Source organism: Streptomyces sp. NPDC001750 (assembly GCF_042892615.1).
GTDB lineage: Bacteria > Actinomycetota > Actinomycetes > Streptomycetales > Streptomycetaceae > Streptomyces.
Window position 1 is genome coordinate 676,401 of record NZ_JBIAUE010000001.1, and the last position, 14,236, is coordinate 690,636.

Annotated in this window: 11 protein-coding genes; 1 reads left to right on the forward strand and 10 read right to left on the reverse strand. The window is 71.8% G+C overall.

What is annotated here, in order from left to right; translation table 11 throughout:
- Window positions 1-85: 85 nt before the first annotated feature.
- From ACFYY6_RS03035 to ACFYY6_RS03050, 4 genes are all read right to left on the reverse strand, one after another.
- Window positions 86-679 carry a TetR/AcrR family transcriptional regulator gene (locus ACFYY6_RS03035; RefSeq protein ID WP_351524187.1) on the reverse strand — a complete coding sequence of 198 codons (594 nt, stop codon included), beginning with the start codon at window positions 677-679 and terminating at the stop codon, window positions 86-88.
- Complete coding sequence (locus tag ACFYY6_RS03040; protein WP_351524188.1) at window positions 667-1,410, reverse strand: enoyl-CoA hydratase family protein; 744 nt, start codon at window positions 1,408-1,410, stop codon at window positions 667-669. Before ACFYY6_RS03040 ends, ACFYY6_RS03035 begins: the two co-directional genes overlap by 13 nt.
- 309 nt (window positions 1,411-1,719) lie before the next feature.
- Window positions 1,720-2,205 carry a hypothetical protein gene (locus tag ACFYY6_RS03045; RefSeq protein WP_351626962.1) on the reverse strand — a complete coding sequence of 162 codons (486 nt, stop codon included), beginning with the start codon at window positions 2,203-2,205 and terminating at the stop codon, window positions 1,720-1,722.
- Window positions 2,206-2,214: 9 nt separating this feature from the next.
- Window positions 2,215-3,669 (reverse strand): helix-turn-helix domain-containing protein, encoded by a 1,455-nt coding sequence (locus tag ACFYY6_RS03050; RefSeq protein WP_386608347.1) that lies wholly within the window; start codon window positions 3,667-3,669, stop codon window positions 2,215-2,217.
- 306 nt (window positions 3,670-3,975) lie between these two features.
- On the opposite strand from ACFYY6_RS03050, the gene ACFYY6_RS03055 reads away from it, so the two are divergent.
- Window positions 3,976-4,173 carry a hypothetical protein gene (locus ACFYY6_RS03055; RefSeq protein WP_386608346.1) on the forward strand — a complete coding sequence of 66 codons (198 nt, stop codon included), beginning with the start codon at window positions 3,976-3,978 and terminating at the stop codon, window positions 4,171-4,173.
- A 397-nt stretch (window positions 4,174-4,570) separates the two neighbouring features.
- Here the strand turns inward: ACFYY6_RS03055 and ACFYY6_RS03060 are convergent, their stop codons facing one another.
- The 6 genes from ACFYY6_RS03060 to ACFYY6_RS03085 form a co-directional block, all read right to left on the reverse strand.
- Window positions 4,571-6,178 carry a 4-coumarate--CoA ligase family protein gene (locus ACFYY6_RS03060; protein WP_389191378.1) on the reverse strand — a complete coding sequence of 536 codons (1,608 nt, stop codon included), beginning with the start codon at window positions 6,176-6,178 and terminating at the stop codon, window positions 4,571-4,573.
- Window positions 6,179-6,296: 118 nt separating this feature from the next.
- Complete coding sequence (locus ACFYY6_RS03065; protein WP_351626956.1) at window positions 6,297-7,505, reverse strand: acyl-CoA dehydrogenase family protein; 1,209 nt, start codon at window positions 7,503-7,505, stop codon at window positions 6,297-6,299.
- A complete protein-coding gene (locus ACFYY6_RS03070; RefSeq protein WP_389191381.1) occupies window positions 7,502-9,781 on the reverse strand; it encodes a biotin carboxylase N-terminal domain-containing protein in 2,280 nt (759 codons plus the stop codon). The genes ACFYY6_RS03065 and ACFYY6_RS03070 overlap by 4 nt, the downstream gene beginning before the upstream one ends.
- 8 nt (window positions 9,782-9,789) lie before the next feature.
- The gene (locus ACFYY6_RS03075; RefSeq protein WP_351519576.1) at window positions 9,790-11,388 is read right to left on the reverse strand and encodes a carboxyl transferase domain-containing protein; all 1,599 of its coding nucleotides are present in this window, start codon (window positions 11,386-11,388) and stop codon (window positions 9,790-9,792) included.
- Window positions 11,385-13,253 carry an acyclic terpene utilization AtuA family protein gene (locus ACFYY6_RS03080; RefSeq protein ID WP_351626947.1) on the reverse strand — a complete coding sequence of 623 codons (1,869 nt, stop codon included), beginning with the start codon at window positions 13,251-13,253 and terminating at the stop codon, window positions 11,385-11,387. Before ACFYY6_RS03080 ends, ACFYY6_RS03075 begins: the two co-directional genes overlap by 4 nt.
- Window positions 13,250-14,143 carry a TIGR03084 family metal-binding protein gene (locus ACFYY6_RS03085; RefSeq protein ID WP_389191384.1) on the reverse strand — a complete coding sequence of 298 codons (894 nt, stop codon included), beginning with the start codon at window positions 14,141-14,143 and terminating at the stop codon, window positions 13,250-13,252. Before ACFYY6_RS03085 ends, ACFYY6_RS03080 begins: the two co-directional genes overlap by 4 nt.
- Between the last annotated feature and the right edge of the window lie 93 nt (window positions 14,144-14,236).

Genomic DNA, 14,236 nt, shown 5'->3' on the forward strand with positions numbered 1-14,236 from the left:
GGCTGTCACCCCAAGTCACCTGGTGCCAGCCCTACTTACGGGCTGCGCCGAGCAAGCCCCGCACGCGGCGCCGCCCGAATCCGGGTCAGCCCAGCGCCTCGTCCAGCAGCAGCGCCCACTGCGTCACGACCCTGCGGCGGCGGGCGGTGTCATCGGTGAGGACGTTGGCCAGGCCCAGGCCGCGCGCCATGTCGAGGAAACCCTGCACGGTCTCGCGCACGCCGGGTCTGGTCTCGTCGGCGGCCAGGAGTTCGACGGCGATGCGGTGGGTCTCACGGCCGACGCGGGCTTCGAGTTCGGTGACACGGGGGCGGAGCTGCTCCTCGTTGGACGCGGCGACCCAGAGCTGGAGCGCGGCACGGAACAGCGGGCCCGTGTAGAGGTCGACGAGGGCGGCGACGACGGCGGTGCGGCCCTGTACGGGCAGGGCGCGCAGAGCGGCGGAGCGTTCCTCGGCGACGTATTCGACGGCCGCGGTGAACAGGTCCTCACGGGTCGGGAAGTGGTGCTGGGCGGCACCGCGCGAGACCCCGGCGCGTTCGGCGACGACCGAGACCGTGGAGCCCGCCCAGCCGTGTTCGGCCAGGCAGGCCACCGCGGCCTCCAGGAGCCGTCGGCGGGTGGCCCGGCTGCGGTCCTGTTTGGGCGTCCTGTCGGTGGGGGGCGTCACAACACCCATGAGGGGTCCCGTCGTTCGAGGAAGGCCGTCATCCCCTCCCGTGCCTCGGCGGAGGCGAAGAGTGCCGCCGAGCGGGCGATGAGGTCTTCGGCGTACCGGTCGAAATTCTCCAGCACAGTAGCCGTGACCAGCTCCTTCGACGCGGTCAGCCCCTGCGGGGAGGCCCTGCGCAGCCCGTCGAGCACGGGGGCGAGCGCCTGGTCCGCGTCCCCCTCGGCGGCGAGCGTGACGAGACCGATGCGGGCCGCTTCGGCGGCGTCGAAGCGTTCGCCGGTGAGGTAGTAGCGGGCGGCGGCGCGCGGGTCGGTGCGGGGCAGCAGCGGCAGCGAGATCACGGCGGGAGCCAGCCCGAGCCGGGACTCGGTGAGGGCGAACGAGGCGCCGGGGCCGGCGACGGAGATGTCGCAGGCCGCCAGCAGCCCGAGCCCGCCCGCCCGGACGTGCCCGGTGACGCGGGCGACGACGGGCTTGGGCAGCGCGACGATCCGCCGCATCAGGGCGACGAACGCCGCCGGATCAGGCGGCGCGGTCAGGTCGGCGCCCGCGCAGAACGTGTTGCCGGTGTGGGTGAGCACCACGGCCCGCACGGCGTCGTCGGCGCCGCACACCTCCAGGGCGGCGGACAGCTCGCCGACCAGCGCGGCGGAGAGCGCGTTGCGGTTGCCCGGCGAGTCGAGCGCGAGGGTGGTGATGCCCCGGTCGTGGACGGGGGCGGCGAGCGACGGCGTCATACGGTTCGTCTCCTTGTCCTGGGGGCCGGTCGTCCCGGGGGCGGCGCCGGGGGTCCCGCCGAGTTGCCCCACGGTGTCCCCGCGAGGCCGTTCCACGGCGTCCCGCAGAGCGTGGCAGCGGATCCCAGAACAATCAAGCGTGCTTGCATGGTTCTGCCTTGCCCCGGGCAGCGGACCCCTCCTCATGGTCGCGCCCGTTCCTTCCGTTGCCGGCCCTCGGCGGCGCATTCACTTCACCCAGGTCCTGCCCGGGGCAGGGGACTCTGGTCGGGCCGAGGCTCGGGAGATGCCACCCGGACATGTCCGGATTCAGCCCCTCCGAGCTGCTCCTTTCGGCCACACCACGTCGACCGGAAGCCCGGCGGCACGCGCCTCCATCACAGTGTCCGCAGTACCCCCGCCCTTCCCCGACGGAGGGCAGCCGTCCCACACGGCGACGAGCCGATCAGCGCGCTTCAAGAGTTCGGCGTTGGCTGCCTCGTAGGCACGGCGGTTCGCCTTCTCGTGCGGAAGAGTCAGCACTTCCACGGCTGCCTCGACAAGGCGGTCGAAGACGGGCGCGTGATTGCCCTTGACCTTCGTCCTCCTGTAGTCCTGCGAGGGGATGACCACGATCAACCGTCCGCCCGCAGCCGTGACCTCCTCCGCGAAGAGGGTGTCCGCTCCGGCCGCGATGCACGACACACCGATCAGATCGGCGCTGTACTCAGCCAGCAAGTCACGAAGTGCGGCCCGTACGAGCGGCGTACTCTCCTCGGTCACATCCATATGTCCGGTCACGGCCAGAGTTGCCACGCTTACTCCTCAGTTCGCCAGCAGGTCGCGGATGCTATCGCGCGCCCTACGCACGGACCGTGAGGCACCGTGTCCCACGGTGTAGGGATAGAGCTGTCCCAGTTGCGCACGGACACGAGCTGACTGCGTGCCCCGGGCGGCTTCGACAGCTCGCTGGGCCTCGGCCGCTCCGCCCGCCACGTCATTCGCCAGAAAGTAGCATTCAGCCAGGCCGATGCGGTCCAGCGCGTGGGACCGGCCGGCTTCTGCGCCGCGCAGAGACAGAGCGGTCCGGATGTCCGCAGCCGCTTGGTCCGCATACTTGCGTGGATCGCTCCGGGCAAGGTCGAGAAGTCGCCCACCGGTCACCCCAGCGAGTTCAGCCTTGTCGAAATAGGTAATCCAGTAAGGCTCGTCGTCTCCCTCTCCTGCGTCGGACAGAGCCTCCTCCGCTCTCGCCGTTGCGCGGCGGAACCCAGCCTGTCGCCCCTGCGCCGCATATGCCCATGCCTCTCGGGTATGGAGCATGGCTCGGACGCGAGGTCCGATGGCATAACGGGCGCCCTCTTGTGCCAAGTTGATGAGCTGAAGCGCGTCGTCCGCGTGGCCGCAGTACAGCATTTGCCGCGCCATGCCCGCCAGGATATTGGCCCCGAAGGCCACGTCCCCGCCAGCGTGGGCAGCACGGAGAGCAAGCCGGTAATAGTCCTGAGCCTGGCGGTGAAGCCCGGAGTCCCACGCCATCGTGGCCGCGGTGCCAGAAAGCTGAGCCATCACACAGTGGAGGCGGACTTCGACATCGTCCGCCTGATGTTCACCAAGGGTGGCGGCCACTTCGACGAGTTGCCCGAGCACGGCCTTTCGTCGTAAGCCTCCGCCGTACTGCTGATCCCACTTGCGGAACGCCCGTGCTGTGGCTTCCAGTTCCTCGACGTCCCTGAGGCCAAGCCTCCCCGGACGGCGTGGGGCAGCCACGGCCGCGCCCGGGACAAGCCACCCCTCAAGGGAATCGAGCAGGGCAGCACCAGTGACTGCGGATGCTGCCAGTGCGCGTGTGACTGCGCGGCGGTCCATCACAAGATCGCTCCTGGTGAGATGTTCAGCCCATTCCACTGTGGCATCGGACCGCCACGGGATCTCGTCCGATGGCCATTCACCCGGCGACTCCGACGGACACTGCTGCTCCGTGTTCCGCTGGTGCTCCCAGGGGCGCGGAGCGAGTCCGAGTAACCCACCAGGGATGCGGAGTCCATCGGCGATCCGGCAAATAACGTCGAACGAGGTGACACGGTGGCGGCCACTGGTGATCGTGGACACCTTGCCCGGGGTGAGCCGGCAGGCAGATGCAATTCGGTTCTGAGAAAGGCCGCCCCATTTCTTGGTCAGAGCGAAGACGGCAGCAAAGTCATGCTCAGCCAGGGCTCGGCGCACGTCTTCTCTGTCGAGCACGTCAGGACCGAGCAGTCCGTGGGTAGTGGCGTCCATGGGGCTGACTTCCGAAGCAATCCTATGCACACTCAGGCACCTTCCTGAAGCTCCAACGAGCGTATTACCGCCTAGGTAACCCCCGCTGGTCATACCGGGGTTGCATGCGGCGACCGATGCTGATGGCGAAACGGTATCCGGCGGTTGGGAGCAACCCGTGGCAATGACAATCAAGGTGTACGAGGCCGACCGGTACGGGGGGACGCGTATCGTCCGCCCGAAGGCCGAAGTGGTTCCGGCCAGGACGGTGGAACTGTCGACCGAGTACCCGGCCTGCCGGTGCGACCGGTGCAAAGGCAAGCGGCGGTGAGCATGCACTCCATCCACGCGGTACCGGGCCCCGGGAGCGCCGAGTCCGACTGGTGTGACTGGCACAAGGGCCCGTCCGGAACAGCGGTCCTGATCGAGATCGTCGAGCAGGGCTCGGGCCCCGGGACCGTCCTGTACGCCTGTGCCCTGTGCCGCGAACAGCGCCGCCTTCGCCCGTACGGCGAGCAGCCGTGACCGCGCCGGCACCGACCGAGAAGGGGCTCGCGCCCGCGTGCCGGATCGGTGTGCACGGGGAGTGCCCCGGACCGGGCGTCACCCGCCGGGCAGGGGCTCCGGAGTGGGAGGTGCCCATCGAGATCCGGCGGTGCGCCTGCCCCTGCCACCGCACCGCATGACACCGCCGCCGTGCCCACACTGCCCTGACCCCCGACCGCTCTGGCGCGACACCACCTCCACCTCGCCAACAGCCCCCGACGCGTGGCACTGGTACTGCAGCGGGTGCCGACAACGGTGGGGCCCCGCCCCGAGCGGCAAGGACACGGATCCGTAGAACGTAATTGAAGGCTTCCCACGGTGGTGCGCGGCGGGTCGGCATGTCTCTTTCCCCGCAGCCGACCCGTCACCGCCGCTCCTACCGCTCCCGCAGCTCGCGGCGGAGGACCTTGCCCGAGGTCGCGCGCGGGACCGCGGCGACGAACTCGACCTGCCGGACCTTTTTGTACGGGGCGACGCGCTCGGCGACGTACGCCATGACGTCGTCCGCCGTCAGCCGCTCCCCCGCCTCGCCGGGGCGGCGGACCAGGTACGCCTTGGGGACCTCGTTGCCCTCGGCGTCAGGCACGCCGATGACGGCGGCGTCCGCGATGGCCTCGTGGCCGAGCAGCAGTGCTTCGAGTTCGGCGGGGGCGACCTGGTAGCCCTTGTACTTGATCAGCTCCTTCACGCGGTCGACGACGAACAGCCACCCGTCGGGATCCACACGTCCGATGTCGCCGGTGTGCACCCATCCGTCGGCGTCGATCGTGTCGGCAGTTGCGTCGGGGCGGCCGAGGTAGCCCTTCATCACCTGCGGTCCGCGGATCAGGATCTCGCCGACGGTGCCGGGCGGGGCGTCCTCGCCATTCCCGCCGTTCCCGCCGTTCCCGCCGTCCTGGTCGAGCGGGACGATCCGCATCTCCGTACCGGGGATCAGCCTGCCCACCGTGCCGAGCGGCGGGTTGTCGGTGGCGAGCGGGACGACATGGGTGGCGGGCGACAGTTCCGTCATGCCGTACGCCTGACGGACCGGCGGCAGGCCCAGCCGCCGCGAGCAGGCGGCGGCGAGTTCGGCGTCGAGCGGGGCGGCGGCGCTGACGACGTACTCCAGCGAGGACAGGTCGTACCGGTCGACCGCGGGGTGTTTGGCCAGGGCGAGGACGATCGGCGGGGCCACGTACAGGCCGGTGATCCGGTGCTTCTCGATCGCGGCGAGGAACTGTTCGAGGTCGAAGCGCGGCAGCACGACCACGGTGGCCCCGAGGCGCAGTGGGCCGTTCATCAGGGCGGTCAGCCCGTAGATGTGGAAGAAGGGCAGGACCGCCAGGATGCGGTCGCCGGGGCCCATGGGGACGAAGGGGCGCAGCTGCTCCAGGTTGGTGGCCATGGAGCGGTGGGTGAGCATCACGCCCTTGGGGGTTCCGGTGGTGCCGGAGGAGTACGGGAGGGCGGCGACGTCCTCGGCCGGGTCGATGGTGACACGGGGTTCGGGCCCGGTGGTGGCGAGCATGTCGAGGACGGAGGTGTGTCCGTCCGCCCGGTCGCAGACGAAGATCTCCTCGACACCGCCGGCGAGTTCGGCCGCGCGGCGGGTGGTCGCGAGCAGCGGGGAGACGGTGACGATCCAGCGGGCGGAGGAGTCGCGCAGCTGCTTCGCGAACTCCTCCGCCGTGGCCAGCGGGGGCACCGTGGTGACGGTGGCGCCCGCGCGTGTGGCGCCGTGGAAGACCACGGGGTAGGCGATGGTGTTGGGGCTGTGCAGGGCCAGTACGTCCCCCTTGCGCAGACCGGCCCCGGCGAGTGCGGCGGCGACCTTGCGGTGGAAGTCGTCGAGCTGCCGGTAGGTGAGGGCGGAGCCGTCGTCCGTACCGTCGATCAGCGCGGGTGCGTCGCCGTACGCGGCGGCCCGCCCGAGGACCGCGTCGTGCACGGGTACGTCGAGTGCCCGGACGGGCGGGAGATCGCTGTGGAACACGTGGGCCATGACGGTGGGTCCCTTCGGAGCGGCGAAGGACGGCTGCCGGTGCGTCCGCGCATCGGCAGCCGCGCTGACGGGTCGCGGCGCGTGGCCGCGGCACGGTGGAGGGACAGGATGGCCCGGGTCAGTACGACTTGGGGAGACCCAGGGACTGGTGGGACACGTAGTTCAGGATCATCTCCCGGCTGACGGGGGCGATCCGGGCGACGCGGGACGCCGTGACCAGGGACGCCAGGCCGTATTCACGGGCGAGTCCGTTGCCGCCGAGGGTGTGCACGGCCTGATCCACGGCCTTCACGCAGGCCTCGCCCGCCGCGTACTTGGCCATGTTGGCGGCCTCGCCGGCGCCGATGTCGTCGCCGTCGTCGTACAGCCGGGCGGCCTTCTGCATCATCAGCCGGGCCAGTTCGAGTTCGATGTGGGCCTGGGCGAGAGGGTGGGCGATGGCCTGGTGGGCGCCGATGGGTTCCTTCCACACCTGCCGGGTCCTCGCGTAGTCGACGGCGCGGGCGAGCGCGTAGCGGCCCATGCCGATGCCGAACGCGGCGGTCATGATGCGTTCGGGGTTGAGTCCGGCGAACAACTGGAGCAGTCCGGCGTCCCCTCCCCCGCTCTCGGCTTCGCCCGAGTGGGAGACACCCCCTCCCACCAGCGCGTCGGCGGGCAGCCGTACGTCGTCCAAGACCAGTTCGAACTGCTTCTCCGCGGCCTGGAGTTCCATGTCGATGGGCGAGCGGCCGAAGCCGGGGGTGTCGCGCGGGACGATGAACAGGCAGGGCTTGAGGCGCCCGGTCCTGGCGTCCTCGGTGCGGCCGACGATCAGTGTGGCGTCGGCGATGTCCACGCCCGAGACGAAGACCTTGCGCCCGGTGAGCAGCCAGTCGGCGTCCGCTCCGGATCCGTCCCTGCGGGCGGTGGTGGTGATGCGGTGGGAGTTGGAACCGGCGTCGGGTTCGGTGATGCCGAAGGCCATGATGAGGCTGCCGTCGGCGAGGCCGGGGAGCCACTGCCGCTTCTGCTCGTCGGTGCCGAAGCGGGCGATCACCGTGCCGCAGATCGCCGGGGAGACGACCATCATCAGCAGTGGGCTACCGGCTGCCCCCAACTCCTCAAGCACGATGGAGAGTTCGGCCATGCCGCCGCCTCCGCCGCCGTACTCCTCGGGAAGGTTCACGCCGAGGTAGCCCGCCTTGGCGGCCTCGGCCCACAGTTCGCGGGGGTGGGAGCCGTCGCTCACGACGGACATCATGTAGTCGCGCCCGTACCGCTTTCCGAGGGCGGCGACGGCGGCGCGCAGGTCCCGGTGTTCGTCGGTTTCGAGAACGGTGCTCATCGCTTCGGTGCCTCCTGTGTGTCGGTGCCCGGTACGTGGGTGCTCGGCGCGTGCGTGCTCGGCGCGTGCGTGCTCGGCGCGTGCGTGCTCGGCGCGTGCGTGCTCGGCGCGTCGGTGCCGGGTACGTGGGTGCTCGGTACGTGGGTGCCGGGTGCGTGGGTGCTCGGGCTCGTATCGGTGTCCGGCGTCCGGCTGCCCGGGGTGGCGTCCGTGTCCCGTACGACGGCGAGCAGGGTGCCGACCTCGACCTGGAGTCCGGGGGTGGCATGGAACGCGGTGAGGGTGCCGGAGGCGGGGGCGAGGATGCGGTGTTCCATCTTCATCGCCTCCAGCCAGATCAGCGGCTGCCCGGCCTCGACCGCCTCCCCGGCCGCCAGTCCCTCCGCGACGCGGACGACGGTGCCGGGCATGGGGGCGAGCAGGGAGCCGGGTTCGGTGCGGTCGGCGGGGTCGGTGAAGCGGGGCAGGGCGGTGAGGGTGTACGAGCCGCCGGCGGTGTCGACGTACACCGTGCCGCGGTGGACGGCCCCCTCGTGCGGGCTCTCCCCGTACGCGCTGATGGTGAAGTGGCGCGTGACGTCCCCGGCTTCGAGGGTGACGCGGTCCGGGCGGGCGGCGATGACGCGCTCCCCGGTCGCGGGGACCGGGCCCGTGCGGCCGGTGCGGTAGACGGCCTCGTGCTCGGAGCCTTCGGGCTCGGCGCGGTAGCGCTTGACCTGGGGCCCGGAGGGGTTGTTGCGCCAGGCTCCGAAGCGGACCGGTCCCGGTCCTGGGCCCTCCCGGCGGGCGGCCTCGTCGGCGAGGGCGGCGGCCAGGGCGGCGAGGCGGAGTTCCGTCGGCTCGGCCGGCGCGGTGAGGGCCGTGAGGTGGCGGTCGTAGAAGCCGGTGTCGAGGCGGGCCGCGCGGAAGTCGGGGTGCCGCAGGGACCGTACGAGCAGGTCGCGGTTGGTGACCGGCCCGTGCACACGGGCGCGTTCCAGGGCGCGGGCGAGAAGGCGTACGGCCTGGTCGCGGGTGGGGGCGTGGGCGATGACCTTGGCGAGCATCGCGTCGTAGTGCACGCCGATCGTGTCGCCCCCGGTGTACCCGGTGTCCAGGCGGAGTCCGGGCTCGTCGGGTATCTCCAGGGCGAGCAGTGCGCCGGTCTGCGGCTGCCAGTCGCGGGCGGGGTCCTCGGCGTAGAGCCGGGCCTCGACGGCGTGCCCGTGCGGCTCGGGGGGTACGGCGCCGGGCAGGGGGCCGCCTTCCGCGACGCGCACTTGCAGGGCGACGAGGTCGACGCCGAACACGGCTTCCGTCACGGGGTGTTCGACCTGGAGGCGGGTGTTCATCTCCAGGAAGTACGGCCTGCCGTCGGGGGCGAGGAGGAACTCGACGGTGCCCGCGCCCCGGTAGCCCACCGCCCGCGCGGCGGCCGTGGCGGCCTCGTGCAGCCGGGTCCGCAGCGCGTCGTCGAGGCCGGGCGCGGGAGCCTCCTCGACGACCTTCTGATGGCGTCGCTGGAGCGAGCAGTCCCGCGTGCCGAGCGCCCAGACCCCGCCGTGCCCGTCGGCCATGATCTGCACCTCGACGTGCCGGCCGCGCTCCACGTACGGCTCCGCGAAGACCTCCCCGTCCCCGAACGCCGCCTGGGCCTCGGCCGCCGCCGCCTTCAACTCGCCCGGGAGCTCGACAAGTTCGCGTACGATCCGCATTCCGCGCCCGCCGCCGCCCGCCGCCGCCTTCAGCAGCAGCGGCAGATCGGCCTCGGTGGCGCGTTCCGGGTCGACGGCGGCGAGCAGCGGCACTCCCGCCCCGGCCATCAGCTCCTTGGCCCGGGTCTTGGAGGCCATCAGCTCGATGGCCTCGGGCGGCGGCCCCACCCATACGAGTCCGGCGTCCCGCACGGCCCGCGCGAAACCGGCGTTCTCGGAGAGGAAGCCGTAGCCGGGGTGGACGGCGTCGGCGCCCGCCGCGAGGGCGGCGCGTACGACCAGGTCACCGCGCAGATAGGTGTCGGCCGGGACCGCGCCCGGCAGCCGTACGGCGGTGTCCGCCTCCCGTACGTGCAGCGCGTCGGCGTCCGCGTCGGAATACACGGCGACGGTGGCGATACCGAGCGCCCGGCAGGTGCGGAAGATCCGGCAGGCGATCTCGCCCCGGTTGGCGACGAGCAGCGTCGAGATCGGCGCGGAAATCGGCGCGGGAGTGGGCTCGGAGGTCGGCGCGGCGACCGACCTGGCGGAGATCGACGTGGGGGCCGTCGGGGACATCGATGTTGACTTCTGCGTGGTCATCCCTGGCCTCACATCCGGAAGACGCCGAAGCCGCCGCGGGCGCCTTCGACCGGGGCGGTGTGGATCGCGGACAGGCACATCCCGAGGACGGTCCTGGTGTCGCGCGGGTCGATGACCCCGTCGTCGTACAGCCGCCCGGACAGGAACAGGGGCAGCGACTCCGACTCGATCTGCTGCTCCACCATGGCCCGCAGCCCGGCGTCGGCCTCCTCGTCGTACGGCCGCCCCTTCGCGGCGGCGGAGGCGCGGGCGACGATCGACAGCACCCCGGCGAGCTGCTGCGGCCCCATGACGGCGGACTTGCTGCCGGGCCAGGAGAACAGGAAGCGCGGGTCGTACGCGCGCCCGCACATGCCGTAGTGCCCGGCCCCGTACGAGGCGCCCATCAGCACGGACAGATGCGGCACCTTCGAGTTCGACACCGCGTTGATCATCATGGCGCCGTGCTTGATGATGCCGCCCTGTTCGTACTCCTTGCCGACCATGTAGCCGGTGGTGTTGTGCAGGAACAGCAGGGGGATGTCGCGCTGGTTGGCCAACTGGATGAACTGTGCCGCCTTCTGGGACTCCTCGCTGAACAGCACGCCCCGCGCGTTGGCGAGAATGCCGACCGGGTAGCCGTGGAGCGCGGCCCATCCGGTCACCAGGCTGGTCCCGTACAGCGGCTTGAACGCGTCGAAGTCGGAACCGTCGACGATCCGGGCGATGACCTCGTGCGGGTCGAAGGGCACCTTCAGGTCGCCGGGCACGATGCCGATCAGCTCGTCCTCGTCGTACTTCGGCGGCTCGGCCGGTCCCGGATCGGCGTGCGCCTTGCGCCAGTTGAGACGGGCGACGACGCGACGGGCCAGGCGCAGCGCGTCCCGCTCGTCGACGGCGAAGTGGTCGGCGAGCCCCGAGACGCGGGCGTGCATCTCGGCGCCGCCGAGCGACTCGTCGTCGCTCTCCTCGCCGGTCGCCATCTTCACCAGGGGCGGACCGCCGAGGAACACCTTGGAACGGTCCTTGATCATGACGGTGTGGTCGGACATGCCGGGGACGTACGCGCCGCCCGCCGTCGAGTTGCCGAAGACCACGGCCACGGTGGGGATGCCGGCCGCCGACAGCCGGGTGAGGTCGCGGAACAGCGCGCCGCCCGGGATGAAGATCTCCTTCTGCGAGGGCAGATCGGCCCCGCCCGACTCGACGAGACTGACGCAGGGCAGCCGGTTGGCGAAGGCGATCTCGTTGGCCCGCAGCGCCTTCTTCAGCGTCCACGGGTTGGAGGCGCCGCCGCGCACGGTCGGGTCGTTGGCGGTGATCAGGCACTCGACGCCCTCCACCACACCGATGCCGGTGACGAGCGAGGCTCCCACCGTGTAGTCGCTCCCCCAGGCGGCGAGCGGCGACAGCTCCAGGAACGGGGTGTCCGGGTCGATCAGCAGCTCGATCCGCTCGCGTGCGGTCGACTTGCCGCGCTTCCTGTGCCGTTCGACGTACTTCTCGCCGCCTCCCGCCCGCGCCTTGGCGTGCTCGGTGGCCAGTTCGTCGATTTTGGCGAGCATGGCCGCGCGGTTCGCGGCGTATTCGGGGCTCGCGGTGTCGAGCCCGGTGGGCAGGACGGTCATACGGTCACCTCCGGAGCGTGGGCGTCCTCCAACAGCTTTACGGGGACGGGGAGATGCCGGGATCGCAGCCACTCCCCCACCGCCTTGGCCTGCGGATCGAACCGGTGCTGCGCGGCGACGCCCTCGCCGAGCAGTCCGCGCACGACGAAGTTCAGCGCGCGGAGGTTGGGCAGGACGTGCCGCGTGACATCCAACTCGGCGCATTCCGGCAGCAGTTCCTTGAACCGTTCGACGGTCAGTTCGTGCGCCAGCCACCGCCAGGCGTCGTCACCGCGCACCCAGACCCCGACGTTCGCGTCGCCGCCCTTGTCCCCGCTGCGGGCGCCCGCGATCCGGCCGAGCGGGGCGGTACGGGTGGGGCCGGAAGGCAACGGCTCGGGCAGCGGAGGCGGTTCGGCGTCCCGGAGGGGCCGGGTGCGCACGGGCGGTTCCTGGTGCTCGCGGCGCCCGTCGGGGAGGACGGCGATGTGCGGGACCTCGTGGGCCGGTACGTAGCGCGCCTCGAAGACGCCGTACGGGCTGCCCCTCCCGGGGGGTGCGGTGACGTGGAAGCCGGGATAGCCGGCGAGGGCGAGCTCGACCGCGGCCCCGGAGACCGCGCGCCCGACGGCCTCCGGGTCCTGGTCGCGGACGACGAGCCGGAGCAGGGCGCTCGCGGTCTCCTCGGTGGCGGCGTCGGCCCGGTCGGTGCGCGCCAACTCCCAGCGCACCTCCCTCGGTTCGGCACGGGAGCGGGCCAGCGCGTCCGCGAACTGGTCCCGGACGAGCCGCGCCTTGGCCTCGATGTCGAGTCCGGTGAGAACGAAGACCACCTCGTTGCGCCAGCCTCCGAGCCGGTTGAGCCCGACCTTGAGGGTGGGCGGCGGCGCCTCGCCCCGCACCCCGGACAGCCGCACCCGGTCGGGCCCGTCCTGCGCGAGCCGTACGGTGTCGAGCCGGGCGGTGACGTCCGGCCCGGCATAGCGGGCGCCGCCGGTCTCGTACAGGAGTTGCGCGGTGACGGTGCCGATGTCGACGACGCCTCCCGTGCCGTCGTGCTTGGTGATGACGCAGCTGCCGTCGGCGTGGATCTCGGCAATGGGGAACCCGGGGCGGAGCAGGGAGTGCGCCCGGCCGCGCCCCCGTTCACGGTCGCGGCCTTGTTCGTGGCCGTGCTCGTGGTCGCGGCCGTGTTCGCGGTCGGGGCGTGGCCCGTGGTCGCGGCCCGGCCCGTCGTTACGGCCCGGCTCGTCGTCGCGGCCCGGCTCATCGTCGTGGAGGAAGTCGCGGAAGAAGGCGTAGTTCCCGCCGGTGGCCTGGGTGCCGCACTCCAGTACGTGCCCGGCGACGACGGCCCCGGCGAGCGCGTCGAGGTCGTCCGGCCCCCAGCCGAAGTGGGCGGCGGCGGGACCGGTGACAAGTGCGGCGTCGGTGACCCGCCCGGTGACGACGACATCGGCCCCGGCCCGCAGACAGGCGGCGATCCCGGCGCCGCCGAGGTATGCGTTGGCCGTGAGGTACCCGTCGGGGACGGGCAGGCTGTCCCCCTCCACATGGGCGACCCGCACCGGAACCCCGGCCTTCTCCGCCAACACCCTTATTTCGTGGGCGAGCCCGGCCGGATTGAGCCCTCCGGCGTTGGTGACGATCTTCACCCCGCGTTCGTGGGCGAGCCCGAGTCCCTCTTCGAGCTGGCGCAGAAAGGTGGTGGCGTATCCGCGCGCGGGGTCCTTGAGCCGGCCGCGGCCGAGGATGAGCATGGTCAGCTCGGCGAGGTAGTCGCCGGTGAGGACGTCGAGGGGACCGCCGGTGAGCATCTCGCGCAGGGCGTCGAAGCGGTCGCCGTAGAACCCGGAGGCGTTGCCGATCCGGAGTGGGGCCGTCATGCCCTCGGCCCGTGGGGGGCGGGGGCGGCGTCGGGCCCTTCGGAGTCGGCTTCGGCCCCTTCGGGCCGGGATGCGCGGTCGGCGGCGGGGGCGTCGGGCGACTCGGACCGGGGTGCGCGGCCGGCGCCCGGAGGTCCGGCGAACGCCTGGGCGATGTCGAGCCAACGGTCGGCGTCCGGGCCTGTGGCCCGTACGGCGAGGTCGTCCCGGTGGGCGCGCTGGGTGACCAGCAGACAGAAGTCGAGGAGCGGCCCGGTGATGCGCTGGGCGGCGTTCTCGGGGCCGTAGGCGATCAATTCACCGCCCGGGGCGTCGAGTTCGACCCGGAACTCCTCCTGGGGCACCGCGATCCCCCGTACCAGGTACGCGTAGTCCCGGGCTCGCACCCCGATCCGGGCCACATGCCGCAACCGGGCGGTCGGCGCCCTGGTCACCCCGAGCGCGTCGGCGACGTCCTGACCGTGCGCCCAGGTCTCCATGAGCCGGCCGGTCGCCATGGACGCCACGCTCATGGGCGGCCCGTACCAGGGGATCCGGGTCCCGGCCGGAGCCGTACGCAGCATCCGCTGCATCCGTTCCCGCCCGTCCCGCCACCGCGCGAGCAGCACATCCGGGGCGGCCTCCGCCACGATCGCCCGCGCGGCCACGTCCACGAAGGTGTCGGGTGCCTCCAGCGCCTTCGCCGCCTCGGCCGCGAAGGCGTCGGGATCGGTCGCGGCCAGCAACGCGACCCCGTCGGTCCAGGTGAGATGGGCGATCTGGTGGGCGATGCTCCAGCCGGGCGCGGGCGTCGGCGCGGCCCACTGCTCGGGGCTCAACCCCCGTACCATCTCGTCGAGTTCGCCGCTCTCGTCACGCAGATCGTCGATCACTGCTGCGACATCGGACACGGTGCGCTCCCCTCGGGGCGTGGCGGTGTGCCCAGGAGCATGACAGCGCGACCATAAACAAGCAAGCACGCTTGCATGATTTTCTGCCGCAGC

What these genes read in the sequence shown, in the direction of transcription:
- ACFYY6_RS03075 (WP_351519576.1), bottom strand. Translation starts at nt 11,388, where the DNA reads ATGACCGTCCTGCCCACCGGGCTCGACACCGCGAGCCCCGAATACGCC.
- ACFYY6_RS03080 (WP_351626947.1), bottom strand. Translation starts at nt 13,253, where the DNA reads ATGACGGCCCCACTCCGGATCGGCAACGCCTCCGGGTTCTACGGCGAC.
- ACFYY6_RS03050 (WP_386608347.1), bottom strand. Translation starts at nt 3,669, where the DNA reads ATGGACGCCACTACCCACGGACTGCTCGGTCCTGACGTGCTCGACAGA.
- ACFYY6_RS03040 (WP_351524188.1), bottom strand. Translation starts at nt 1,410, where the DNA reads ATGACGCCGTCGCTCGCCGCCCCCGTCCACGACCGGGGCATCACCACC.
- ACFYY6_RS03035 (WP_351524187.1), bottom strand. Translation starts at nt 679, where the DNA reads ATGGGTGTTGTGACGCCCCCCACCGACAGGACGCCCAAACAGGACCGC.
- ACFYY6_RS03070 (WP_389191381.1), bottom strand. Translation starts at nt 9,781, where the DNA reads ATGACCACGCAGAAGTCAACATCGATGTCCCCGACGGCCCCCACGTCG.
- ACFYY6_RS03065 (WP_351626956.1), bottom strand. Translation starts at nt 7,505, where the DNA reads ATGAGCACCGTTCTCGAAACCGACGAACACCGGGACCTGCGCGCCGCC.
- ACFYY6_RS03060 (WP_389191378.1), bottom strand. Translation starts at nt 6,178, where the DNA reads ATGGCCCACGTGTTCCACAGCGATCTCCCGCCCGTCCGGGCACTCGAC.